The sequence below is a fragment of the Bacteroidales bacterium genome, from assembly GCA_035342335.1.
In the GTDB taxonomy this organism is placed as follows: domain Bacteria; phylum Bacteroidota; class Bacteroidia; order Bacteroidales; family JAGONC01; genus JAGONC01.
This window is the reverse complement of the sequence record DAOQWY010000033.1, coordinates 1-25,687: the sequence shown is the minus strand read 5'-3', so window position 1 is coordinate 25,687 and position 25,687 is coordinate 1. Positions and strand designations below refer to the sequence as shown.

The window sequence follows — 25,687 nt, the reverse complement described above, 5'->3', positions numbered from 1 at the left end:
TTTGCTATACGGAGGGTGTAATCCATGAGAACCGCGACATCCTTTATTCTCTTTGCCCAGTTATGCCTGTTTTACACCTTTTCATCCGCCCAGGTTGATCAGGACAGTCTTTTTCGTTTAAACGCAAAGGATCTTCGGGAAGACAGCAGCAGCATGGATTTAAAGGTGGTTTCCGCCAGCCGGTCGGAGAAACGTGTCAGCGAATTGCCTGTAACAGTTTACGTGATCAGCGGGGAAGAAATCAGACGCAATGGTTATTCCACCCTCGTCGATGTCCTCAGGTCAATACCAGGAATTAAGGTTTCCCAGCCGGGCAGTGCCATCGAAGGCGAAATGTTCGTTATCCGTGGCCTGTTTGGGAATTACTATACGAAGGTGCTGGTCGACAATGTCCCGGTACAGCCTTCGGTTGTAAGCGGCATGCCCGTTGCTGCCCAGCTTCCGGTACGGCAGGCTGAGCGTATCGAGATCATCATCGGGCCAGCTTCCTCCCTTTATGGAGCAGATGCCATGACAGGCGTCATCAACATTGTGACACGTTCATCGGAACGGCCCGTTCATGCGGAGGCAGAGATCACCCTGGGCAGCCCGCGGTACTATTCCCTGAATGCTTTTATCAGCGGTAAGGCAGGAAAGGCAGGGAACACACTGAAATATTCATTTTACGGGAATGCCACCCGCCAGGGAGATATGAATGTGAAGTATGATGTGCCGAACCTTTATAATCCCGCACTGTACGATTCTACTTGCCAGTTCCTTCAGGAACCCCGTTACCAGGGAGATTCCACGCATCCTGTACTGAACGACCTGCCCCAGGAAAGCAACCTGCTGGGAATCCGGCTGGCCTGGAAAGGAGTGGACATTGGCTTTGACCTGATGCAGCGGAGGACGCATTCCTCCATCGGCCAGAATACGGCCCTGTATTCCTATGCAGACCCCACGGCGTTCTGGGGCGAAAACATCAACAGTGCCTTTGTTCAATATGACCACGCCTGGAAGACCATTTCTTCCAATACGCAGTTGTCTTATCTGCGTTACCGGCTCGATAATCAGTCTTCCTTTACCATGACAGCCGATCAGAGCCTGTCGGGAAAAGCTTATAAGTACGCCGCCTCTGACGATATTTACCTGGATCAGATCGTGACTTGGCAGCCCGTACAAAAGGTCGAGGTAGATGGAGGGATCTCCTTCCAGTACTCAGGGAACCTGCCCAAGACCAATGACCTGACAGAACCTTTTGCACCAGAAAACTATCCTTCTTTTTCTGAAAAGAGTATCACACAGGGAGCAGGGGGGGATTTTGGATTTAATCCCCTGGTATTTTCCAACACCGGCGGCTTCGTCCAGGTGTATTATAAAACCGGTAAACTGACGGCCCTGGTGAGCGACCGTTACGATTACCATTCTCTCTATGGCGGAAGCAATAATCCACGCATCTCTTTTTTGTATTTGATCAACGACAATATGTCGGTGAGGATGCTGTACGGCCAGGGACTTCGAGTGCCATCCACTTGCTACACCTATAATTCTCTTGCATTTCCGGATGACAGTGGATTTTATTATCAGATCGTGCCCAATCCTGACCTGAAGCCGGAAAAGCTTCACACTGCGGAGATCGGGTACCGGTTTTCATCGGGATCCGGCCTGACCCTGGATCTTGTGGCTTATTACCAGCAGATGCGTGATTATATATCGCTTTCACTGGTGCTCCTCGATCCTGCTGAGTACCCCAATGCAGTCAATCCGATGGGCCTGTCGACTTCGTATATGAATGATGAAAACTCAGAATTCTGGCTGACCGGATTACAGGCTGATCTTGGGATAAAAAAGATCGTTCCCTCGATCGATCTTTCAGTCGACTTGTCACTGAGTGCTTCGAAAGGGAAAGAAATCCTTCCCAACAACCTTGGAACACTGGATGATGTCAGGATGTATCCCCGCTACATGGCGCAACTGAACATTTCACTCAGGCCTTTTAAGCGAATGTACCTGATCATCAATACTACCATATGCAGTAAAAGTGCAAAACGGTTTTTCCCGCTGGAGCCTGACATTATGGAAAAATTGGGTCTCCCGGTCTATGTGGAGGGTTATTATGTTCTCGATATTATTACCCGGATCGATATCACCCGGCAATTGCAGGCTTATCTGGATGCCTTTAACCTGCTGGGATCAGAATATGGCGGCATTGATGCATACGGGTACCCTTCCGATCTTATTTACAATCCGCAATATGGAACGAATGTAAGGTTTGGTCTGAGTTTTAAGCTGAACTGATGACTGCAGCTGTATCCATAAAACGAACGCTGGCCTGCATGGCCTTCCTGGTGCTGGGGGCAACTGTCGTTGCGCAGGATACGGATGGGCCTTCTTCCGTCCAGCCCGTTTATCCTTCGGCGGACACAGCAGGTATACAGCAATGGATCCGGAAAGCATCCGGTCACCTGATCCTTCAGGAGTACGATAGCGCCGGGATGTCTGCTACCCGAGCGGTCGAACTTTCACGTCAGTCCTTTTACCGGCCGGGGAAGGCGGCCTCGCTGTTCATCCTGGGCCAATGCGCGCTGGCGCAAAATCAGTACATTGTATCTATCCGGCACTATTTCGGCGCCCTCAATGAATTCGAAATGCTGAGCGACACGGGCGGCATGGCCCTGACCAACTTTCAGATCGGGAAGATCTACAGCACAGCCGAACTGCATGCTAAAGCCATTGAGTATTTCAAAGCTGCAGAGCGGTTATCAGCCGCAGGGACGCCGGTACTGAATCACATGGAGCTACTGGAAGCAAAAGCGAACAGTTATTTTCTTCTGGAGCAGTATGAAAACGCCGCGGGTGTTTACCATGACCTGATGGCCAACCGGAACGATCAGCAAGGTGATGGCCGGCTCACGTTCATGAACAACCGGTTGACCCTTTGTTATCTAAATCTGGGAAGGTACGAAGAAGCCCTTGCAGCGAATCAAAAACTCCTGGATTTGGTCAGAGCAGGGGGAGACCGGGGGCGGGAAATGCTCGCCCTGAACAATGAAGGATACATCCTTCAAAAGACCGGCAGGTATGAAGAAGCGCTGAGCTCGTTTGATGAATCCCTCGGGCTTCAGCATGCACTTTATCCGGATCAGCCGGAAAATCCGGTCATTCTCCTGAACAAGGCCATCCTTCATCAAAACCTGGGCGATCATCCTTCTGCTGTTCAAACGTTGCAGGATGCCATACGGATCACAGAACAAACGGGTGATGATGCCAAAAGGGCCATGCTGCTCCACATCCTTGCCAATGTCTTTTTTTTGGATCAGGACGTTTACAACGCAGGTGTTTACAATGACAAAGCCCGGGACCTTGCCCTGGAAATTCAGGATCAGTCCTTACTTTCCGAAATCTATTTATTGACGTCCAAAATTGATGAGGCCCTGTATGATTTTGAGCATTCTTTTGAATCTTACAGGAAACATCTAGACTTAAAGGATTCACTGGTCAGTGCCGAAGAAAGAAAACAGGCGGAGTTGATCCAGCAGCGTTATATCGTGGAAAGGGCTGAAAAGGAGATAAGTCAGCTACTCAGCAGTCAGGAAATCAGCGATATGGAACTGATCCAGCTGCGGCTGGAATCCAGGTCGAGGCAGCAGCAGCTCGAAATATACCGCAAGAATGATTCGCTGCAGAAGACGGTCATTCAGAACCAGCAGCTCGAACGGGACAGGGCATTGCAAGAGTTGCTCCTGGCAGAGGAGCGGCTTGCCGCTGAGCGGAAGGATCGGGAGATTGTGGATCTGAAACAGCGGGAAGAAATCCAAACGCTCGAGTTACGTAAAAAAGAGCTGGAACAGAAGCAGGATCAGCAGGAGATTGCATTACTCACCAGGGATAAGGAGCTGGGCGAACTGGCCCTCAGCAAGGCCCGGGCCAGGAATTTTTTCATGCTGGGCATCTCGCTGCTGGTCCTCGCTATCCTTTATGCCGTTTACCAGGGGTTGCGGTTTGCCCGCAAAGCCAACCGCAAACTGGCCCGCCAGAATTTGGAGATCAACCAGCAGAAGGAAGAGATCAACCGGAACCTGACCATCATCGATGAGGAAAGAAAAAAATCCGATGCGCTGCTGCTGAATATCCTTCCAGCAGAAACGGCGAATGAGTTAAAGGAAAAAGGCCAGTCCATCCCGAAACACTATGAGATGGTCACCATCCTGTTTACCGATTTCGTCGGTTTTACCTTTGTCGCCGAACGGATGTCGCCCCAGGAGCTGATCGCTGAGCTGAATCATTGCTTCCTTGAATTTGACCGGATCATAGACCGGCATGGAGTGGAAAAGATCAAAACGATCGGTGATTCCTATATGTGCGCCGGAGGAATTCCCGTTCCCAACACTTCCAATCCCGTTGATGTCGTTCTGGCTGCCCTGGAGATCAGGGATTTTGTGACCCGCACGAGGCAGGAACGGATCGAAGCTGGAAGGGATTACTGGGAGGTGCGCATCGGCGTGAATACAGGCCCTGTGATGGCCGGTGTGGTTGGGAAAAATAAATTTGCCTACGATATCTGGGGCGATGCCGTCAATACCGCCAGCCGCATGGAATCCAGCGGCAAGTCGGGGCAGGTCAATATTTCCGGAAACACCTTTGAGCTCGTCAGGGACCGGTTTCAATGCACCTACCGGGGCAAGGTGCAGGCAAAGAACAAGGGGGAGGTTGATATGTACTTTGTTGAGAGGAGAGAGGAGAAAGGAGAGAGGAGAGAGGAGAAATAATATCTCCATTCTCCATTTTCCTCTCTCCTATCTCCTCTCAATCAACCTAAGACGTTTCTTTCCTATATTTGAATGAACCTAAATTTATGCTCCATGAATATCATCGATCGTCTATTACAAAACAGGAGGTACTGGATCCTTTTCTTTTCTCTCCTGGCACTGATCGTACTGCCTGCTTTTATGGGTACTTTTTCTATTAACAATTTTATATTCAGGGTCACTTTTTCACTGGTAGTCTTCACCAGTGTCAGTGCTGTGATGACAGGAAGAAGACTCATTCTTTTTGGATTTGCCCTGGCCCTCCTGGTAGCTCTGCTGCAGTGGACAAGCTATCTATTCAGGGATGAATCCAATATGATCATTGCGACCAGCATCCTTTACCTTTCGTTTTTCATTTTCATTATACGCAGTCTGTTTCTGATGATCGCAGGAAGTGCAAGGGTGACGGTGGATGTGATCGTGGTCTCGGTCTGCATTTATATGATCATCGGGATCATTTTTGCCGTCCTCTGCAGCACACTGGACAAGATCTACCCGGAAGCCTACACCGATATCGTGATGACGGGAAACCGTATCCACGAATTCGTATACTTCAGTTTCATTACCATGGCAACGGTAGGGTATGGAGATATTGTACCCAAAATTCCCCAGACGGCGACCTTAGCGGTGCTCATGGGCATCACCGGACAGCTGTATATGACGATCATTGTGGCTATCCTGGTCGGTAAGTTCCTGCAGCAAACTAATAAATAGCTGCAAGCTGCAAGCTACAAGCTTCAAGAATTAAATTCTTCATTTTTCATCCTATATGCTTCATAATATGAAATTTATAATCTTGGCCTGTTCTCTTTTGATCTGCCTGAATATACAGGCCCTTTCTGGAGTGAAACTACAGGAGCAATATTCAGATAGAACAGGTCACCGGCCCGCTGCGATCAGTCCGGTAGGAGATTATCTAGGCCACGTGGTGGATAATGGGGTACTGGAGCTATCGGCCACCAACGGGAAACTGCAATTCATTGCCTTCCTTCCTGAAACTGTCCGCATTACCTTTATTCCAAACGGAGTCACATTCCGTGACACATCCTATTCCGTTGTTCTGGATCCCGGAACCCTTTCTCCGGAATTAATGGTGCAACCCGATTATCTGATATTTTCAACGGGCGAACTGCAGGTGGTCATTGATAAATATCCGGTCCAGGTCTCTTTTGTTGAAGGAACCGACACCATTGCACAGGAGGAGACCGGGAGTTATGCCTCATCGGCTGGCCAGGGAGTCCGGTTTGCCCTGGAGTCCGAAGAAATGCTTTTTGGCGGCGGATCCCGGGCTCTTCCCTTCAACCGGCGCGGATTTGAATTCGATAACTACAATCAGCCACATTACGGCTACAGTAACTGGGAGCCCAACCTGAACATTTCCATCCCGGTGATCCTCTCTTCTGAAAAGTATCTGTTGTTCTTCGATAATTCCTATCCCGGTCACTTTGACCTGGGTGCGTCCAATGCTAATGTCCTGGATTATTTTTGCGAATCCGGCCCGTTGTCCTATTTTTTCATCACCGGTGAAAACAATGATCAGCTGCTGGAACAATACACCCTGCTGACCGGCCGTCAGCCCTTGCCTCCGCTCTGGAGCCTGGGGTACATCCAGTCGCGCTTCGGCTATGAAAATGAATCCCATGCAAGGATGGTCATGAATGCAATGCGGGAACATGGCTTTCCCGTCGACGCCATTGTTCTTGATCTATACTGGTATGGCGGAGTGGGAGATATGTGCGACATGGTCTGGGATTACACACGCTTCCCGGACCCGGTGGGCATGATGGAAGATTTCAGGGAGGAGGGTATCAAGACCATTCTGATCGGGGAGACCTACTTCACCCAGTATTCAATGCACTATAATTACCTGAGCGCTCTCGATTATTTGTGCACCAACGCATCCGGAAATACGTACGTCCTGAATAATTTCTGGGCTGGCCCGGCCGGATTGCTTGACCTGACGCGCCTGGCAACGTTCGACTGGATGTGGAATCATTACAATATGCGCATTGAGGAAGGAGTGGCCGGCTGGTGGTCGGACCTGGGGGAACCGGAGCAACACCCTGACGATATGATCCATTACCGGGGAAGCGCGCGGGAGATCCATAATGTTTATTCGCTGCTGTGGGCACAGGGACTTTATGATAAATATGCGGAGCATTATCCGGATCAGAGGTTATTCAATCTTACGCGTTCGGGCTATGCCGGTATGCAGCGTTATTCAACCTTTCCATGGTCGGGTGATGTGTCGAAGAGCTGGGATGGATTTCAGGCACAGATCCCCATCATGCTCGGTATGGGGATGAACGGCGTGGCCTATATGGGAAGCGATCTGGGCGGCTTTACCGGATCACTGGACGAAGAACTTTATACACGCTGGATGCAGTTCGGCTGCTTCAGCCCTGTCATGCGCCCGCACGGAGCCAACGTGACTACAGAGCCGGTTTTTATATCGGGATTTTACAGAAATATATGCAAAGAATATGTACTGCTCCGTTACCGGCTGCTGCCATATAATTATTCACTAGCATGGCTGAACGCTGCGACCGGACGCCCTCTGGCACTGCCCATGAATTATTTTAATCCCTCCGGTCTGATTGCCGGAAACCTAAGCGATCAGTATTTCTGGGGGGAGAACCTGCTGGTGGCGCCTGTGATGGAGAGTGGGCAGCAGATCCGTCAGGTATATTTTCCTGAAGGTGTCTGGATCGATTTCCATACAGATCAGTCCATTCAGGGGGAAGGCGTTTATCCGGTCAATGTGACGCCAGAGATCATCCCTGTTTTTGTGAAAGGCGGCAGTTTCATTCCTATGGCCACCCCCATGCTCTCCACTGATTTTTATCATCGCGATACACTCATCGTATGGTACTATCCGGAAAAATCTGTCCCCCTTTCCACCTTTCAGGTCTATCAGGATGACGGCAGGACAAAAGACGCGTATGAAGAGGGATCTTATGACCTCATTACTCTTTCAGGTGACACAGAGGGCGATCAGATTGCAGTCGCAATAAGTAAGGAAGGGGATGGATACTCCGGGGTACCCGTTTCACAGGAACTTATGTATGAGGTAAAGCGAATTAAAAAAGAACCCGAGAACGTACTTTTGGATCAGATAAACATACCGATCGTGAGCACAATGGATGAGTATCTGGCAATATCCCCTGCCGCCTTCTGGGAGCCGGAGGCCGATATTCTCCATATCCATTTTCACTGGGATGGACAATCCGCTCTACTGGTGATCAAAGGTGCCGGACTGGGGATGGAGGATCAACACGCACCACCCCTGACCTTTGAATTATTGCCGCCTGCACCGAATCCGTTTTCGGACCATACCTGTTTACGATACCAAGTGAAGGAACCAGGAGATTATCTGATCCGGATTCAAACCCTTGAGGGGAAGCTTATTTTACAGGAAAATATCAAGGCTGGAAGACCAGGAATTTATGAATATGTATGGGATGGAAGGGATGTTGGTGCGGGGGTCTATGTAATATCCCTGATTAATGGATCAGGACAGAGTTCAGTACAAAAACTGATTCTAATAAACCACAGTATTCCTTAGCGTCTTGGCGCCTTGGCGGTTTTAACCACAAAGAATTCTGATATAAATAAGGATATCTCTGATTAATTATCTCTTAGCGTCTTAGCGCCTTTGCGGTAAACAACGGAAGATTTATTAAGAAAAATGTACTCATCCTGTTAATCCGGAGAATTTCCAAATGTTACCCTTTTCAGATAAAAAATTAAGCCAAATGAATACCTTACCCATCTAAACTGAGAAAAATTGATTTAACTAATTTCTTTTTTGTCCCAAACTTTCTAGCCTGCAATCTGCAACTTGCAGCCTGCAGCTTTTTTTCTATTTTTGCACCTTAATTTTTACATGCGATGGACAATACAACTGTCAGCAACGAGCCTTCCCGTTCCCTGAACTTCATTGAGCAGATCATTGAAAAAGATATTTTTGAGGGTAAGAATGAAAAGCGTGTTCACACCCGCTTTCCTCCCGAGCCCAACGGGTACCTTCACATCGGCCACGCCAAGTCGATCTGTCTGAATTTCGGGCTGGCAAAGAAATATAGCGGGAACTGCAATCTCCGTTTTGATGATACCAATCCCACGAAGGAAGAAGAAGAGTACGTGAATTCGATCATGGAAGATGTGCGGTGGCTGGGATTTGACTGGGAAGACCGGCTGTATTATGCTTCGGATTATTTTGAGCAGTTATACGAGTGGGCTGAAAAGATGATCAAGGAGGGGAAAGCGTATGTGGATGACCAGTCGGCCGAGGAGGTCAGCGAGCAGCGGGGAACCGTCACAACGCCGGGCAAGCACAGTCCATACCGTGAACGGTCGGTTGCGGAGAATCTGGATCTTTTCAGGCGGATGCATGCCGGCGAATTTCCGGATGGATCCAGGGTGCTGAGGGCGAAGATCGACATGGCCCACCCGAACATGCTTCTGCGCGACCCACTGATGTACCGCATTCTTCACGCCACGCACCACCGCACCGGCGACCGGTGGTGCATCTATCCCATGTATGATTATGCCCACGGGCAGTCGGATTACCTGGAAGGCATCACGCATTCCATCTGCACCCTGGAATTCGAAGTGCACCGGCCGCTCTACGACTGGTTCCTGGACCAGGTCATTGCCTCAAAATACCGCCCCCAGCAGATCGAGTTCGCCCGTCTGAACCTGAGCTATACGATCATGAGCAAACGCAGACTGCTGGAGCTCGTGGAAGGCGGATACGTCAGGGGATGGGACGATCCACGGATGCCCACCATCTGCGGCCTGAGGCGCCGGGGCTACACACCCGAATCCATCCGGTATTTCGCTGACAAGATTGGCGTGGCCAAGAGGGATAACACCATTGATGTTTCACTGCTGGAACACAGCATCCGGGAAGACCTGAACAAAAAAGCCCCCCGGGTGATGGCCGTGATCAACCCCCTGCGTGTGGTCATTACCAATTATCCGGAAAACAAAACGGAAGAGGTGGGACTGGTGAACAACCCGGAAGATGAAAACGCCGGGACACGAAAGGTCCCGTTCTCACGTGTGTTGTACATCGAGCAGGATGACTTTATGGAAATACCTCCTCCGAAGTATTTCCGGTTGTCGCCCGGGAATGAAGTGCGGTTGAAAGGAGCTTACATCATCAGGTGCGAAAAGGTCGTAAAGGATCCCTCCACCGGACAAATAACGGAGATACAGTGCACCTACGATCCTGAAACGCGAAGCGGAGGTGAGCAGAGCAGCCGCAAGGTGAAAAGTACGATCCACTGGCTTTCGGCCCCGCACGCATTGCCGGCAGAGATCCGGCTGTACGACCGCCTGTTCGTTGACGAAGATCCATCAAACCACAAAGACAGGGACTACAAGGAATTCCTGAATCCTGATTCATTGAGCATCATCAGGGGATACGCCGAGCCTTCTTTGCAAAATGCCCGGACCCTCGATAAATTCCAGTTCATCAGGCTCGGCTATTTTTGCGTGGATCCGGATTCCACACCAGGGCAGCTCGTCTTCAACCGGACAGTGACATTGAAAGATACCTGGGCGAAGATCGTCTCGAAAGAATAGCCATCGCTGATTGACGAGATAGAGGGAGAGGTGGAAGGAGAAGGAGAGGTGTGAAAGGAGGGAGGAGATCAGAGATTAGTGCCGGCAGCTTTTGATTTTATATTTTTCTCAGCTGTTTGTATGCTTTTAACAAAGATGGCCACCAGTTCGTCATTTTCTTTTACAAGGTCTGCCAGTTCATGGATATCATCAAGATCCCTGTTGTGTGAGAGGATTTTTAAGGCAACATGGCATTCCCTGAGTTCCTTTAGAACAAGCCTCATTTTATGAACAAAATCCTTTAACGATTCTGTGCTCTGTGCTTCTGCATAATTCAATGCCGTTGACGTTGAAGCCCTGCTGATCTGATTTGCAAGCTGGGTGTGGAAATACGTATTGGGGAAATACTTGATGACTTCCTGGATTCGCACCACAAAATCGACCAGACGATTCTCCATGTGGAGAATTTTAGTTTTATTTTCCATAGGGTTTTTACTGTTAATCCCCAAATCCCCTTAAATGTGACCCTATCCAGGCAAAATTTTTCACCCGCAAACTAATTTATTTCTAATCTCTTCCTTCCTTTCTCCCCTCTCCTTTTCCTTCCCCCTCTCCCTCTACTTCGTTAATCGTTAATGGCTATTGAAAAAAAGCCCTCCCGAGTATGAAATTTCTTAAAAATGGATATCTTTGCACCCTGCATTTTGCCCGATGGTGTAATTGGCAACACGTCTGACTCTGGATCAGAAAAGTCTAGGTTCGAGCCCTAGTCGGGCAACAGGAAAGGGGGAGCGCCGCTCACGGCGCTGCCCCCATAAATTCCAAATTTAAGTCCCGGAAAGAGCATCAACTCCTCTAAGGATCCTGCTTACCGTCTCCTCTTTCCCAATGGTCTCCATGATGTCCGTCAAATGCGGCCCTGAACTGGCCCCGACAAGGCACAGCCGCAGTGCATTCATCACCTGCCCCGTGCCATAGCCCTTATCCTCTATCCACTCCTTTAGCTCCGCTTCAATGTTTGCTGAGGTAAAAGGATCGATAGTTTTCAGCAGCGACACGGCCTCAGCCATCCTGGCAGGTGTTTCTTCCTTCCATCTTTTTTTGACGACTTCCGGATCATAATGCTCCGGGGCCTTGAAAAAAAACCACGACTGATCCCACATATCCTTCACAAAATCCACGCGCTCCTTTACCATCTCCACCACGTTTCGGATTAGTGAGTCATCTGCTTGAATGCCTTTCGCCTCCAGTACCGTGCGGAACCGGCCCACCAACTCATCCACCGGACGCTGCTGCAGGTACTGCCGGTTATACCACCTGGCTTTTTCAGGATCAAAACGGGATCCTGATTTGCCCACCCGCTCTATGGAAAAAGCTTCGATGAGTTCCTCCATTGAAAACAGCTCCTTTTCCGTCCCCGGATTCCATCCCAGGAAGGCAAGCATGTTGTCGAACGCTTCGGGGAAATAGCCCGATTCACGGTAGCCGGTGGATACCTCCCCTGTGAACGGATCTTTCCACTGCAACGGGAAAACGGGAAATCCCAGCCGGTCGCCGTCGCGCTTTGAAAGCTTTCCCTTGCCGTCGGGCTTCAGTAACAGCGGCAAATGGGCAAATTCCGGCTCTTCCCATCCAAAGGCCCTGTAAAGAAGAGCGTGCAGCGGCAGGGAAGGCAGCCACTCTTCCCCGCGGATCACCTGCGTGATCTTCATCAGGTGGTCGTCCACCACGTTGGCCAGGTGATAGGTGGGCATGCCGTCGGACTTGAACAGCACCTTATCGTCCAGGGTGGAGGAATGCACCACGACCCAGTCGCGGATCAGGTCAAACACCCGCACTTCCTCATCAGCGGGGATCCTGAAACGGATGACATAGGGATGTCCGGATGCCATTTTGTGCCTGACCTCCTCATCGGTCAGCGTTAGCGAGTTGGACATCGCCATACGGGAGAGGTAGCTGTAGCTGGTGTTGACCGCTTTTTCCCCTTCCAGCCGCTTGCGCATCGCGTCCAGCTCTCCGGGTGTATCAAATCCATAGTAGGCATTTCCGGATGCGACAAGCTGTTCGGCGTATTCCCGGTAAATGGCCTGCCGGTCCGACTGGCGATACGGAGCATACGGTCCCCCCTCGCGGATGCCTTCATCAAACCTCAATCCGATCCAGTGGAGCGACTCGATGATATAATCTTCTGCCCCGGGTACAAACCGACCCTGGTCCGTATCTTCGATGCGAAGAATGAATTTTCCTTTCTTTTGCCTGGCTAACAAATAATTATACAGTGCCGTGCGAACCCCTCCGATATGAAGCGGACCTGTGGGACTCGGAGCAAACCGTACCCTTACCTCGCGTGATGCCTCCATAAAATCATTGAAATAGAGCGACAAAGATACACATCCTGCTTTGAATTAAGGGAAGATTGACTAATTTTGCCCGTTGTACAAACGCTTAATGCAACAATAATTATTGATCCACAATGAAAAAACTCACAATTGCAGGAATCGCAATAGCAATGATGTCCCTTGCGGCTTGCACCACAAAGACCGTAATGACCGAAGATCAGAAGGAAACCAACCATACCGGCATCCTGCCCCAGCTCGGAGCTTATCCTCCAGCTTCGCAGGCCCAGGTGGATGCCCGTCTGGCGATCTATGCCCCGGTGGACCTCCAGGCTGATATCAGCCACCTGAGCGCCAATGAGAAACAGATCCTTTCCATCCTGATGGATGTTGCCCGGATCATGGATGACCTCTACTGGCAGCAGACACTGGGAAATAAAGAAGCTTTTCTTGGGAAAATACAGGATCCGAACACCAGGGACTTTGCCCTGATCAACTATGGTCCGTGGGACCGGCTCGACAATAACCGGTCGTTTATCGAGGGTATTGGTGCAAAACCGGCAGGAGCGAATTTTTATCCCCTGGATATGACCAGAGAGGAATTTGAGGCATTTGCCGACCCCAACAAGGCCAGTCTGTACACACTCATACGCCGGAATGACGATGGAACCCTGCGTTGCGTCTGGTACCACGAAGCTTATGCCGCAAAGATCCAGCAGGCAGCTTCCCTGATGACGAAGGCGGCTGAACTGGCTGAAAATGAAGGTTTAAAAAATTATCTTACCATCCGGGCAAAAGCTTTGCTGACGGACGACTATCAGGCCAGTGACTTTGCCTGGCTTGACATGAAGGATTCGAACCTCGATTTCGTGGTGGGACCGATCGAAAACTATGAAGACGCCTTGTTTGGTTACAAAGCTGCCTTTGAATCCTTCATTCTGATCAAGGATAATGAATGGAGCCAGCGGCTGGCCAAATATGCAGCCATGCTTCCCGACATGCAGAAAGGCCTTCCCGTTGAAGATGCGTACAAACAGGAAAAACCAGGCATCGATGCCGACCTGAATGCATACGATGTCATTTATTATGCGGGCGATTGCAACTCGGGCAGCAAGACCATTGCCATCAATCTACCCAATGATGAAGAAGTGCAACTCCAGGCAGGCAGCCGCAAGTTGCAGCTGAAGAATGCCATGCGGGCCAAATTTGATAAAATAGTGGTTCCCATTGCCCAGATGATCATCGATCCGGAGCAGCAAAAATACGTAACTTTTGATGCCTTTTTCAGCAATACCATGTTCCACGAGGTGTCACACGGAATGGGGATCAAGAACACCGTCAACGGAAAGGGAACGGTCAGAAATGCGTTGAAAGAGCAGTATTCTGCCCTTGAAGAGGGGAAGGCCGATATCATGGGATTGTTCCTGATGACGAAATTGTATGAGATGGGAGAGATCACCGAAGAAGCCCTGAAGGAAAGCTACATTACCTTTTTTGCCGGCATTTTCCGCTCCAGCCGTTTCGGAGCTGCAAGCGCTCACGGGAAAGCCAATATGATGCGGTTCAATTATTTCGAGGAAAAAGGAGTCTTCACACGCAGTGAACAGGGTTACTTTACGGTCGATTTTGAAAAAATGAAGGCAGCCATGACCACACTCGTACAGGATATCCTGCACGTGCAGGGCGATGGCAATTATGACCTGGCCAAACAGTGGATCGCTGAGAAAGGGGTGATCATGCCGCAGCTTCAGGCCGACCTCGACCGGCTGAACAGTTCCGGCATTCCGGTTGATATCGTCTTTAACCAGGGGAAAAGCGTGATGGAGATGGAGTAGGCAGCGGCCCCACCCCTGCCCCTCCCCATTCGGGGCGGGATGACGATTTAACAATTTGAAAGTTTAACCATTTAACAATGATCATAATACGAATTACCATGAAAAAACTTTTTTTAGTGTGCCTGATGATGGTGACCATCGCTCAGGGTTTATCTGCCGGCAATCCGCCGGACGAAGGAATGTGGCTGCCTATTTTTGTTGAGCAGCTGAATCATGAGGAGATGCGCAAGCTCGGGCTCAGGCTGACTGCGGATGAGATCTACAGCATCAATCATTCAAGTATGAAGGACGCCATTGTCAACCTGGGTGGTTTCTGTACAGCCGAGGTTGTTTCCCCGGAGGGACTTATGCTCACCAACCATCATTGTGGTTACGACGCCATCCAGACCCACAGTTCCATCGATCATGATTACCTGACCGATGGATTCTGGGCCATGACCAGGGATGAGGAATTGCCCAATGAAGGGCTTACTGCCACATTTTTCATCCGGATGGAGGACGTGACCGCAAAGGTGCTTGAAGGAGTCACAGAAGATATGACCGAGGCAGATCGCCAGCAGGCGATATCGGCAGCTATGAAAAAACTGGAAGACGAGGCAGCTGAAGATGGAAAATATGATGTGCAGGTGGTTGATTTTTTTGAGGGGAATGAATATTACCTGTTTGTCTACCAGACCTATATGGATGTGCGTCTGGTGGGAGCTCCTCCCTCGGCCATCGGTAAATTCGGCGGGGATACGGATAACTGGATGTGGCCGCGGCATACGGGCGATTTCAGCATGTTCCGGGTCTATACCGGACCGGATGGCAGCCCGGCACCCTACGCCAAAGAAAATATCCCCTTCAAGGCTCCCTACCACTTGCCGGTATCCGTGAAAGGTTACAAAGAAAACGACTTCGCCATGATCTGGGGGTATCCCGGACAAACCGACCGTTACCGTACATCCTACGGTATCGAACTTACCCTGAAGGACCAGAATCCGGCGATCATCCATGCCGGCAATATCATGCTTCCCCTGTTGAAGCAACAAATGGATGCCGACAAGACCGTCGATATTCAATATGCATCCAAGTACGCCAACCTGGCCAATTTCTGGAAAAATAAGATCGGGGAAAGCAGGGGACTGAACAGACTCCGGGTCCAGGATGAGAAAAAAGCCCTTGAAGATCAGTTTGAACAATGGATCAATGCAGATCCGGCAAGAAAGCAGAAGTACGGAAACGTACTTTCGGATCTGAAGGAAGGTTATGGCTTTCTGAAAGAAAAACAGATTCAGAAGGCGATCTGGTATTACCAGATGCCCCTTTTCGTATCTTCAGCCATGATCTTTCCCTTGCAGAACATGGGACTGGAAGGTGTGCTGGCCAATAAAAACGTAACACAGGAGGACCTGGCTGCCTTTTATGCCCGGTCGGAAGAACACTTCAAGGATTATGACCCTGCAACGGAACAGAAGATCTATGCGGAAGCCCTGAAAATGCTTTTTGAAAACATTCCGGCCGACCTGATGCCCGACATCTTTACCAGGATCATCACTCCTAAATATAAAAATGATTTTCAGGCATTTGCACAGGAAGCATTCGCTACCTCCATCTTTTCAACAAAGACAAATTATGAAACATTCCTGGCAAAACCTGTCCTGAAGAAATTACAGAAAGACCTGATGCAGCAGGTGACAATTTCCATCTATCAGGGCTTAATGGGGATGAATGGGATGTCGGCCGAGGTCGGACCAAAGATTGACCGTGCCAAACGGCTTTTCATTGCAGGATTGCGCGAGATGTCGCCCGGCAAGGTTTTTTACCCGGATGCCAACAGCACCATGCGTCTGACCTACGGCCAGGTGCTGGATTACTTTCCGGCAGATGCGGTCCATTATGAATATTACACGACCCTGGAGGGTGTCATGGAAAAGGAGGATCCCTCCAATGAGGAGTTCATCGTACCGGAGAAACTGAAGGAGCTTTATCAGAAGAAAGACTTTGGGATCTATGCCGAGAAGGGCAAGATGTATGTTTGTTTTCTCACCAATACGGATATCACGGGCGGAAATTCAGGCAGCCCGGTGATCAACGGTAACGGGGAACTCATCGGGATCGCATTCGACGGCAACTGGGAAGCGATGAGCGGCGATATTGCGTTTGAACCTGCATTGCAGCGCACGATCAATGTTGACATCCGGTATGTTCTGTTTATCATTGACAAATATGCCGGAGCGAAGCATCTTGTGAGGGAGATGACGCTGAAAGGCTGAAGCTTATTCTGAGAAAATATTCTCCAGTTTGACCCGAAGATCCTCTCCGCGAAGATTCTTCGCGATGATGACCTGCCCGGGATCCAGCAGCACGTTCGAGGGTATGGAGTTGATTCCGTAGAGCTTACCTGCGGCATTGTCCCAGAACGAAAGATCCGAAACGTGGGTCCAGGTCAGAGTATCCTCTGCGATAGCCTGTAACCACTCTTCCTTGTTGCGATCGAAGGAAACACCGAGTATGTCGAAGCCCAATGGACTGAAATCCCTGTAACAGGTAACCACATTGGGATTTTCAACACGGCACGGCTGACACCAGGAAGCCCAGAAATCCACCAGGACATACTTACCCCTGAATGAGGAGAGGGATACCGGATTGCCGGCGGAGTCGGCCATGGTGAAATCGACAGCCGGCTGCCCAATTGCCACTTTTTTCAGTATGACCACTCTTTCTTTCAGGTCCTTTACATATTGTGACGAATCCAGGGCAGGGGAAAACGCGTCCGTGATTTTTTCAAGATCCTCCAGTTCCAGCATGTAGGAATCGGTTCGCGCAATGTAGGCCGCAGCGAAAGATGCTGGATGCCCGAGAATGAACTGGATCATGTCGTCCTTGTCCTTTTTTTCCAGTATTCTGAACTCTTCATCAATGGCCTTCTTGCCGTCTTCATTCCCCGCAGAATCAGCCAGCAGGTATTGTTCCGACAGCTCCTTGTACCTTTGATAGAGCAGGTCTTTTGAATGCACATAGGCAGTATATTCAGCATGGCTCGCAGAACCTGATATCCCTATCCTGTCGAGGCTGTCGGTGGAACCGGTGATGGTAATGGCAGCATTTTCCACGAAGATGGGCACTCTGCCCGGGGTTCCCTCGAAGCGCAGGTACATCATGGAAGGTGTGATAACCTTTCCTGTCATTTCAAAATTTCCCTGAGAAGCCGCTACCGAATCCCGGGTGACCCAGGTTCCGCCCTGGCGGTTCTGCAACAGGACAACATTACCGGCCAGCCCGCTGACCGATCCCTTGATCGTATATCCGTCTTGCGTTGTGGTTGTACAGGCTCCCAGCAGGAAAATCACGAGTATTGCCAGCAGTAAGTTTCTCATATGTCACTCTGTAAAAGTTAAAAGTTATGCAAAAGTATAAGAATAATCTCAGAGAATTTACCTTAATTAGCGAAAAAAAAGCAAGGGAGGACGACGAACATGGTTCTATCAGGCATTGACTGGTTGATTATCGGGGTCTATTTTCTGGTAAGCATTTCCATTGGCATTTACTTGTCGAAAAGGGCGAGCAGGAGCACCAGTGACTTTTTCCTGACCGGCAGGAACCTCCCCTGGTATATTGCCGGAACAAGCATGGTGGCAACGACCTTTGCTGCTGATACTCCGCTGGCGGTCACCGAGCTGGTGGCGCAAAATGGCATTGCCGGTAACTGGCTTTGGTGGAACATGCTGCTGGGAGGGATGCTCACGGTATTCTTTTTTGCACGGTTGTGGCGGCGGGCAGGCATTCTGACGGACTGCGAATTTGTTTCGATCCGCTATTCGGGGAAAGCTGCGGATTTTTTGCGTGGATTCAGGGCCGTGTATATCGGGATCTTCATGAACATGATCGTCATTGCCTGGGTCAATCTGGCCATGGTGAAGATCCTGCAGGTGATGTTTCCGGAAGTCTTATTTTTCGGCATCAGCCAGGTGAATTTTCTGGGGATTACCTTGTCATCGCACTTACTGGTGGTGGGATGCATCATGCTGTTCGTGGCCGTTTATTCCTCCCTGTCGGGATTATGGGGTGTATCGTATACGGATTCATTTCAGTTCATCATGGCCATGACGGGTTGCATCATTCTGGCCGTTTTTGCAATAAAAGCCCCTCAAATCGGTGGAATTGAAGGGCTGAAAGCACAGTTGCCCGCCTGGTTGTTCAAGTTCACCCCGACGCTGGAAACTGCGCCGGATCCAGTAAGTACCGCCAGTGGTGTGTTAAAGATGAGTGTGGTCGCATTCATTGCCTATCTGGGGGTTCAGTGGTGGGCCAGCTGGTATCCGGGCGCCGAACCCGGAGGTGGCGGGTATGTTGCCCAGCGCATGATGTCGGCCAAAAACGAGAAACACTCCCTGCTGGCCACCCTGTGGTTTCAGATCGCTCATTTTGCGCTGCGTCCGTGGCCCTGGATCATCGTAGGTCTGGTGGCGCTGGTACTCTATCCCGATGAACCCGATAAAGGAGCCACCTATGTCATGGTCATACGGGATCTGCTTCCCGCAGGGCTTCAGGGATTGCTGATGGCTGCCTTTCTCGCTGCCTTTATGTCGACACTGGCCTCTCAAACGGTATGGGGCACATCTTATGTCATCAACGACCTGTTCAGGCCCTATATCAAACCCGGCGCCTCCGAAAAGTATTATGTCAAGGTTTCCCGCATAACCACCTTCATTTTGATCGTGTTATCACTGATCGTGACCACACAGTTCACCAGGATCAGCGATGCCTGGAAATTCATTCTTGCCTGCAGCGGGGGCATCGGCCTGGTGCTGATCCTCAGGTGGTTCTGGTGGCGTATCAATGCCTGGTCGGAAATTGCAGCCATGCTGGCACCTTATGCCATCTACCCGTTCCTCAGAGCACGGGGTGTTGAGTACGAACTGACCCTCATGATCATCGTCCTTTGGTCAACCGTTGTCTGGGTGGTGGTCACCTTCCTGACCCGGCCCACTTCCGATGAAAAGCTCAGGGATTTTTTCAGGCGTGTTCATCCCGGGGGAGCGGGATGGAAAAGAATAGCCCGGGAATTACCTGATGTTCAGGGTGATACGGGATTTAATACGTTGTTCATGAATTGGTTTGCCGGCTGTGGCCTTGTTTTGTTCCTCCTGTTCGGTATAGGCCAGCTCATTTTCAAGGCCTATCTTTCTGCATCCATCTGTGCTTTTGGGGCTTTTCTTTGCGGTTTGCTCATTTACAGGAACATGAAAAAAATGGGATGGGAAAAGGTCATCCGGTAGGGTATTATTTTCTTTTCATAAACAGGAACTGACTTAAAAGAACGAGCAGGGTCGTAAAAACCGTATTGACCAGGATGCGGTAGAGGGTGGCCGGGAAGTCATGGAATCCGAACGCTTCAAGCTGGAACAGAACCAAATGATGCAGGAAGATCAGGATCAGGGAATAGAGCAGAAACCATTGGAATCCCTGGCCACTGATACCGGGCGGCAGCGATGTGTCATAGTCTCTGCCGGTCGACAGCAGCCGTAGCACCGTTGGTCGCATGAATGCCATAAAGACCGACGCAGCTGCATTCATTCCCAGCGTATGGGAGAACAGATCGACAAAAAACCCGATCAGAAAGGATGACAGAAGCAGCATCCACCCCGGAGTCTCAAATGGAAGCAGCAGAATGAACAACACATACAGGTAAGGATCCAGGTAACCCCTGAAGTTGATGTTGTTCAGGATGAAGACCTGGATCAAAACCAATACCACGAACCGTATGATATTCCTGATGGTCATTGTATTTCTTCCATTCCGGTTGCTTCCCGCAATCTGTCAAATTCTTCTTTGTGAAAATCCTTGACTATATAAACATTTCCCATGCTGTTATAGTCCACCGAAAAATCGATCCGCAGGGTATAGAAATTATCTCCCTCGTCCATGTCGATATCGCTGACCGTACCGATCAGGATCCCTTTGGGGAAGATCTGGGACATTCCGCTGGTGATCACCGTATCCCCGATCGCAACCACGGCGTGCGTAGGCACATCCGTGAGGGTGCCGTACCTGTAGCTGAGGCCGTTCCACATCAATGTTCCCAGTTGGTTCGTATTTTTGATCGCTGCGCTGATTTTTGTCTGGCTGTGCAAAATCGGCAACACCGTACTGAAATTCCGGGAGACCTCCTTGACGATTCCAACAATGCCATCCGGGGCAACCACCGCCATATCTTTCCGAATCCCGTGAAGGATACCCTGATTCAGCATGATGAAATTATTGGCCTTATTTACCGTATTGCTCACCACCCTGGCAGGGACATACTGATAGACCTGTCCGTAAACGGTATCCCTGACAAGGATATCCTCTATTTCTCCAACGGTAAGGGAATCGCTGAGAATGGAACGCAGGATGGCATTTTCTTCAGCAAGGTCCTGATTCACTTTTTTAAGTAAAAAAAAGTTGACAACCGAATGAAATGAACGATTGATGGATCCTGTAACCTGGTTTGTGGAATTGATGATGACGGTTCGCTGGTAATATGAATGATTGGAAATCAAGATAATGGAGATTATTTCCAGAATCATGAACAGAATGAGAAAGTTATTTTTTAGAAGGAATGCAAACAGGTTTCGCATCGGGAACGATTACTTGATAAGGAACGGGAACTTATTGAAGTTCTTCAGAGCGATTCCTGTACCCCGGGCAACAGCCCTGAGGGGATCGTCGGCCATGTGAACCGGCAGTTTGGTCTTGAGTTGTATACGTTTGTCCATGCCCCTGAGCAGAGATCCACCGCCAGCCAGGTAAATACCTGTGCGATAGATGTCGGCCGACAGTTCAGGGGGGGTCATTTCCAGGGCGTTCAGTACCGCAGCTTCGATCTTGGAAATGGATTTATCCAGTGCGTGGGCAATTTCAGAGTAGTTAACCGTGATCTCTTTGGGTATGCCTGACAGCATGTCGCGGCCATGAACCGCAAAATCATCGGGTGGATTGTCAATTTCGGTCATGGCTGCGCCCACTTCGATCTTGATGCGCTCGGCCGTCCGTTCGCCGATGTTGATATTATGCTGTTTCCGCATGTATTCTTCGATATCGGCATTCATGTCGTCGCCGGCTATTCGGATGGATTTATTGTTCACAATTCCGCCAAGAGCGATGACGGCAATTTCCGTGGTTCCGCCGCCGATGTCGATGACCATATTACCGGTTGGTTCCAGTACGTCGATGCCGATCCCGATGGCTGCAGCCATAGGTTCGTGGATCAGCCTGACTTCCTTTGCCCCGGCCTGTTCGGCTGAATCTTTTACCGCTCTTTCCTCAACTTCCGTTATCCCTGAGGGGATGCAGATGACCATTTTAAGGGCCGGGGGAAAGATCGAATTGGTAAATCCGATCATTTTGATCAGTTCCCGGATCATATACTCGGCCACCTGAAAGTCAGCGATCACTCCGTCCCTCAGCGGGCGTATCGTCCGGATGTTTTCATGGGTTTTCCCATGCATCATCATCGCCTTTTTCCCGACAGCGAGGATCTTATTGGTGCTTCGCTCCAATGCCACGATGGATGGTTCATCGACGACCACTTTGTCGTTATAAATGATGATCGTGTTGGCTGTCCCCAGATCGATGGCAATTTCTTTTGTTAAAAATGATAAAAGTCCCATTGGATAATCCCGTTATTTAATGTTTAAAATGTCTGATACCCGTAAAAACCATTGCAACATGATGCGTGTCGCAAAAATCGATCGAATCCTGATCCCTGACCGAACCTCCGGGTTGTACGATCGCCGTAATTCCCGCGGCATGCGCAATTTCCACCGAATCGGCAAACGGGAAGAACGCATCTGATGCCAGCACGGCTCCCTGCAGACCGAAACCAAATCCCCTGGCCTTTGCGATGGCTTGTTTTAGCGCGTCCACCCGTGATGTCTGACCTATTCCGCTGGCCAGTAATTGTTTGTTCTTTGCCAGCACAATGGCATTCGAACGGGAATGCTTGACGATCTTGTTGGCAAAAACCAGATCGTTCAGTTCCTGTCGGGAAGGTACATCACGCGTGACCGGTTTCATATCCGTCACCGTTTCGGTTTTCAGGTCCTTTGACTGTTCGATGACTCCGTTTAATGCGGAACGAAAAGTACGATCAGGCAGACAAACCTGTTTCTGTTGCAAAATTATTCTATTTTTCTTTGTTCCGAGCAGTGCCAGTGCCTCTTTTTCAAACCCGGGAGCCAGGATGATCTCAAAAAAGAGGGAATGGATCTGCTGTGCACAGGCAAGTCCGATGGGAGCATTTGTAACCAGCACGCCGCCGAAGGCAGATAACGGATCTGCCGCCAGGGCATCCTTCCAGGCCTGTGTCAGGTCTGGCCGGCTGGCCAGTCCGCAGGCATTGTTATGTTTGATGATGGCGAAGGTGGGTTCATCAAATTCACTGATCAGATGCAGGGCAGCGTCAAGATCACCTATGTTGTTGTATGAGATTGCTTTTCCCTGAAGCTGTGTGAACACTTCCCCGGGATGACCGTAGAAAATGCCATCCTGGTGCGGATTCTCTCCGTAACGAAGCTGATTTGCATGGAGGATGCTCTGTTTGAAGGCACCTGGTTCTCCATGCCTGAAATGCTGGTAAATGAGGGTATCGTAATGTGAACTGACATTGAATGCCTGAAGGGCAAACCATTTTCGTTCATCCAGTGTGAAAGCGCCCTGATGTTTTGTGTACAGATCAACAAAGACATCGTAAAGATCCGAGGAGGGAACCACCACCACATCGTGGAAATTTTTGGCAGCGGCCCTTATCAAAGCAATTCCCCCGATATCGATCTTTTCAATGATCTCGTGCTCATCACCGGTACTGCGTATGGTCTCCTCAAACGGATAGAGATCCACGATCACCAGGTCAATGGAAGGGATCTGGTAAAAGTCCATCTGCATCCGGTCCTCATGATGATCCCTGCGGCCCAGGATCCCTCCGAATATCTTGGGATGAAGCGTTTTTACCCTTCCTCCGAGTATCCCTGGATATGAGGTGAGCGATTCAACCGTCTGGGCCCTGATTCCCAGATTCTGGATGAAATCATAGGTTCCGCCGGTCGAATAGATGTCCACCTCGTTCTTTTCCAGTATCCGAACGATATCCTCCAGCTTATCTTTTGAATAGACTGATATAAGGGCAGTTTTGATCTTTTTGATGTCGTCCATGATGAAAAAAAACACCAGAATAGGTGACCGGCGCCTGAAATGATGGTACCGGCAGGGTCCTGATTCTTAAAAAGTTTGCAATGTTATTAAAAATCAGGGCATAAAACAATGAAATCCCTATTAAAAATTAATAATAATTATACCTTTACACATCCATTCAAAAACTGCGATGCTTTTTTTTAAACTCCTGATCGAAAGTTATTTGTTTGCCATCAATGCGATCGTCATCAATAAGGTCCGGACGGTACTCTCATTGAGCGGCATAACCATCGGTATTTTTTCGATCATTTCCGTGTTCACTGTTTTTGATTCCATGGAAATGGCCATTAAAAACAGCCTTTCAACACTGGGCAATGATGTCCTTTTTGTCACCAAGTGGCCCATGATTGGAGATGCCAACATGCCCTGGTGGAAGTACTGGAACCGGCCTGAACCATCGATCACTGACCTGAGAGAGGTCCAGCGCAGAACCCAGGCGGCGGAAGCGGCAGCCATTGATTTTGCCCTTTCGCGGACCATCAAATATCAGGGTAATTATGTGGAGAATGCTACCGTTCATGCTGTTTCACAGGATTATGATAAGGTCATTTCCTTTGAATTGGCCGATGGACGGTATTTCACTCCCATTGAATCAGCCAGTGGAAAGCCGGTCGCCATCATAGGCCATGAAATTGCTGTGAACCTTTTCGAAAACCTGGATCCCATCGGGAAGGATATCAAAGTGATGGGTAGCAAAGTGGAAGTGATCGGGGTGATCGCAAAAGAGGGGAGCGATAATTTCGGGAACAGTCACGATTCGCAGCTTTTACTGCCCATCAATTTTGCCAGGAACTATGTGAACACCAACGAAATTGGGATGACGATCATGGTCAAGGCAAAAACAAATGTCTCAACGGAGGAGTTAAAGGATGAACTCATCGGCGTGATGCGTTCCATCAGGAAACTAAAACCTTCGGCTGAAGATAATTTTGAGATTGGCGAGATCAGCCAGCTAACGGCTTTCCTGGATAAGATCTTTGGAGTGATCAGCATCGTCGGATGGATCATCGGGGGATTTGCGCTCCTTGTAGGGGGATTTGGCATTGCAAACATCATGTTTGTTTCCGTTAAGGAACGGACCAGCCAGATCGGAATTCAGAAATCACTTGGGGCAAAAAACTATTTCATCCTGCTGCAGTTTATTTTTGAAGCAGTCTTCCTGTCCCTGTTTGGCGGAATCCTGGGATTGATCCTGGTTTACATTGGCACGGTGATCGCCGAAAAACCCATCGGTATGGAGCTGTTCCTGACCGGGGAGAACATTCTTATAGCCTTGCTGGTGTCGGGTGGAATCGGGCTGATCTTTGGATTCATCCCTGCGTATTCAGCGGCACGGCTGGATCCTGTCAAGGCCATGCGCTCCACGTTTTAACGACCGGAAGCCCTCAGGTCATAGATCCGCAGGTCCTCATTTTCAAAAATGATGGGGTGGGGAATCTTCGGCAGATCACCTGCCACCCTGTTCCTGTTTAAAAAGAAGAATCTGCATCCTTTGGCTGCCACCTCTTCCAGGGCTGTTCCGCTGAAAATATCTTCATTCTGGCAGGTCCAACCCCTGCGGTGGGTGAAATAGATATCCACCGGACTGGTACCGCCATTGATCACGATCAGGTCATCCCGCCCGCTCACCCGGTCGGCATACGCTTCCAGCTCCGGCAGGTACTTGTTTTCCGGCTTTATCCTGAAATCATGCTGCTGGTTGACGATCCCCTCCAGCAGGATGACCGCTGTCAGCACGCATCTCACCCACGGCCTGTCCACCAGGCTGATCAGGTAGCCTGCGCCCAGTGCCATCACAGGAACATAAGGGATGATGTAATAATTATGATGGGGGAAATTGTATCCGGCCTTGATGATGAAAATGACGAAAACGGCAGTCAGCAGCAGAAAAGTTTGGGTGATCTTTTTCTCTTTCCTGATGAATGCCAGGCAAATACCTGTCAGG

Annotated in this window: 17 protein-coding genes and 1 tRNA gene; 10 read left to right on the top strand and 8 right to left on the bottom strand. The window is 49.7% G+C overall.

Annotated elements, in window-relative coordinates; genetic code table 11:
• The first annotated feature begins 24 nt into the window (after positions 1 to 24).
• From PKI34_12550 to PKI34_12530, 5 genes are all read left to right on the top strand, one after another.
• Positions 25 to 2,277 (top strand): TonB-dependent receptor, encoded by a 2,253-nt coding sequence (locus PKI34_12550; GenBank protein ID HNS18639.1) that lies wholly within the window; start codon positions 25 to 27, stop codon positions 2,275 to 2,277.
• Positions 2,277 to 4,748 (top strand): adenylate/guanylate cyclase domain-containing protein, encoded by a 2,472-nt coding sequence (locus PKI34_12545; GenBank protein ID HNS18638.1) that lies wholly within the window; start codon positions 2,277 to 2,279, stop codon positions 4,746 to 4,748. Before PKI34_12550 ends, PKI34_12545 begins: the two co-directional genes overlap by 1 nt.
• Before the next feature lie 93 nt (positions 4,749 to 4,841).
• Positions 4,842 to 5,501: an ion channel gene (locus tag PKI34_12540; protein HNS18637.1), complete on the top strand. Its 660-nt coding sequence runs from the start codon at positions 4,842 to 4,844 to the stop codon at positions 5,499 to 5,501.
• A 67-nt stretch (positions 5,502 to 5,568) separates the two neighbouring features.
• Positions 5,569 to 8,352 carry a glycoside hydrolase family 31 protein gene (locus tag PKI34_12535; protein ID HNS18636.1) on the top strand — a complete coding sequence of 928 codons (2,784 nt, stop codon included), beginning with the start codon at positions 5,569 to 5,571 and terminating at the stop codon, positions 8,350 to 8,352.
• A 326-nt stretch (positions 8,353 to 8,678) separates the two neighbouring features.
• Positions 8,679 to 10,379: a glutamine--tRNA ligase/YqeY domain fusion protein gene (locus PKI34_12530; GenBank protein ID HNS18635.1), complete on the top strand. Its 1,701-nt coding sequence runs from the start codon at positions 8,679 to 8,681 to the stop codon at positions 10,377 to 10,379.
• Positions 10,380 to 10,447: 68 nt separating this feature from the next.
• On the opposite strand, the gene PKI34_12525 is transcribed toward PKI34_12530, so the two are convergent.
• On the bottom strand, positions 10,448 to 10,816 hold the full coding sequence (locus PKI34_12525) for a four helix bundle protein (GenBank protein HNS18634.1): 369 nt from the start codon (positions 10,814 to 10,816) through the stop codon (positions 10,448 to 10,450).
• A 247-nt stretch (positions 10,817 to 11,063) separates the two neighbouring features.
• On the opposite strand from PKI34_12525, the gene PKI34_12520 reads away from it, so the two are divergent.
• Positions 11,064 to 11,136: transfer RNA gene (locus PKI34_12520), tRNA-Gln, on the top strand.
• A gap of 49 nt (positions 11,137 to 11,185) precedes the next feature.
• On the opposite strand, the gene gltX is transcribed toward PKI34_12520, so the two are convergent.
• Positions 11,186 to 12,718 (bottom strand): glutamate--tRNA ligase, encoded by a 1,533-nt coding sequence (gene gltX / locus PKI34_12515; GenBank protein ID HNS18633.1) that lies wholly within the window; start codon positions 12,716 to 12,718, stop codon positions 11,186 to 11,188.
• A gap of 113 nt (positions 12,719 to 12,831) precedes the next feature.
• On the opposite strand from gltX, the gene PKI34_12510 reads away from it, so the two are divergent.
• Both PKI34_12510 and PKI34_12505 read left to right on the top strand, forming a co-directional pair.
• Positions 12,832 to 14,529, top strand: a complete 1,698-nt coding sequence (locus tag PKI34_12510) for a Zn-dependent hydrolase (GenBank protein ID HNS18632.1) — start codon at positions 12,832 to 12,834, stop codon at positions 14,527 to 14,529.
• 98 nt (positions 14,530 to 14,627) lie between these two features.
• Entirely contained in the window at positions 14,628 to 16,784 is a 2,157-nt protein-coding gene (locus tag PKI34_12505) for a S46 family peptidase (GenBank protein ID HNS18631.1), read from the top strand.
• A 3-nt stretch (positions 16,785 to 16,787) separates the two neighbouring features.
• Here the strand turns inward: PKI34_12505 and PKI34_12500 are convergent, their stop codons facing one another.
• Entirely contained in the window at positions 16,788 to 17,888 is a 1,101-nt protein-coding gene (locus PKI34_12500) for a TlpA disulfide reductase family protein (protein HNS18630.1), read from the bottom strand.
• A 99-nt stretch (positions 17,889 to 17,987) separates the two neighbouring features.
• Here PKI34_12500 and PKI34_12495 point away from each other — a divergent pair, with 99 nt between their 5' ends.
• Entirely contained in the window at positions 17,988 to 19,790 is a 1,803-nt protein-coding gene (locus PKI34_12495) for a Na+:solute symporter (GenBank protein ID HNS18629.1), read from the top strand.
• Between the two features lie 4 nt (positions 19,791 to 19,794).
• On the opposite strand, the gene mreD is transcribed toward PKI34_12495, so the two are convergent.
• The 4 genes from mreD to purH are packed head-to-tail and all read right to left on the bottom strand — an operon-like array spanning position 19,795 to position 23,703.
• Complete coding sequence (gene mreD, locus PKI34_12490) at positions 19,795 to 20,295, bottom strand: rod shape-determining protein MreD (protein ID HNS18628.1); 501 nt, start codon at positions 20,293 to 20,295, stop codon at positions 19,795 to 19,797.
• The gene (gene mreC, locus PKI34_12485) at positions 20,292 to 21,131 is read right to left on the bottom strand and encodes a rod shape-determining protein MreC (protein HNS18627.1); all 840 of its coding nucleotides are present in this window, start codon (positions 21,129 to 21,131) and stop codon (positions 20,292 to 20,294) included. Before mreC ends, mreD begins: the two co-directional genes overlap by 4 nt.
• Positions 21,132 to 21,140: 9 nt before the next feature.
• Positions 21,141 to 22,163, bottom strand: coding sequence for a rod shape-determining protein (locus PKI34_12480; protein HNS18626.1), 1,023 nt, complete (start codon positions 22,161 to 22,163; stop codon positions 21,141 to 21,143).
• A gap of 16 nt (positions 22,164 to 22,179) precedes the next feature.
• Positions 22,180 to 23,703 carry a bifunctional phosphoribosylaminoimidazolecarboxamide formyltransferase/IMP cyclohydrolase gene (gene purH / locus PKI34_12475; GenBank protein HNS18625.1) on the bottom strand — a complete coding sequence of 508 codons (1,524 nt, stop codon included), beginning with the start codon at positions 23,701 to 23,703 and terminating at the stop codon, positions 22,180 to 22,182.
• A gap of 169 nt (positions 23,704 to 23,872) precedes the next feature.
• Here purH and PKI34_12470 point away from each other — a divergent pair, with 169 nt between their 5' ends.
• Positions 23,873 to 25,114 (top strand): ABC transporter permease, encoded by a 1,242-nt coding sequence (locus PKI34_12470; protein HNS18624.1) that lies wholly within the window; start codon positions 23,873 to 23,875, stop codon positions 25,112 to 25,114.
• Here the strand turns inward: PKI34_12470 and PKI34_12465 are convergent.
• The coding region (locus tag PKI34_12465; protein ID HNS18623.1) for a hypothetical protein at positions 25,111 to 25,687 on the bottom strand (577 nt) is incomplete at its 5' end. The genes PKI34_12470 and PKI34_12465 overlap by 4 nt on opposite strands.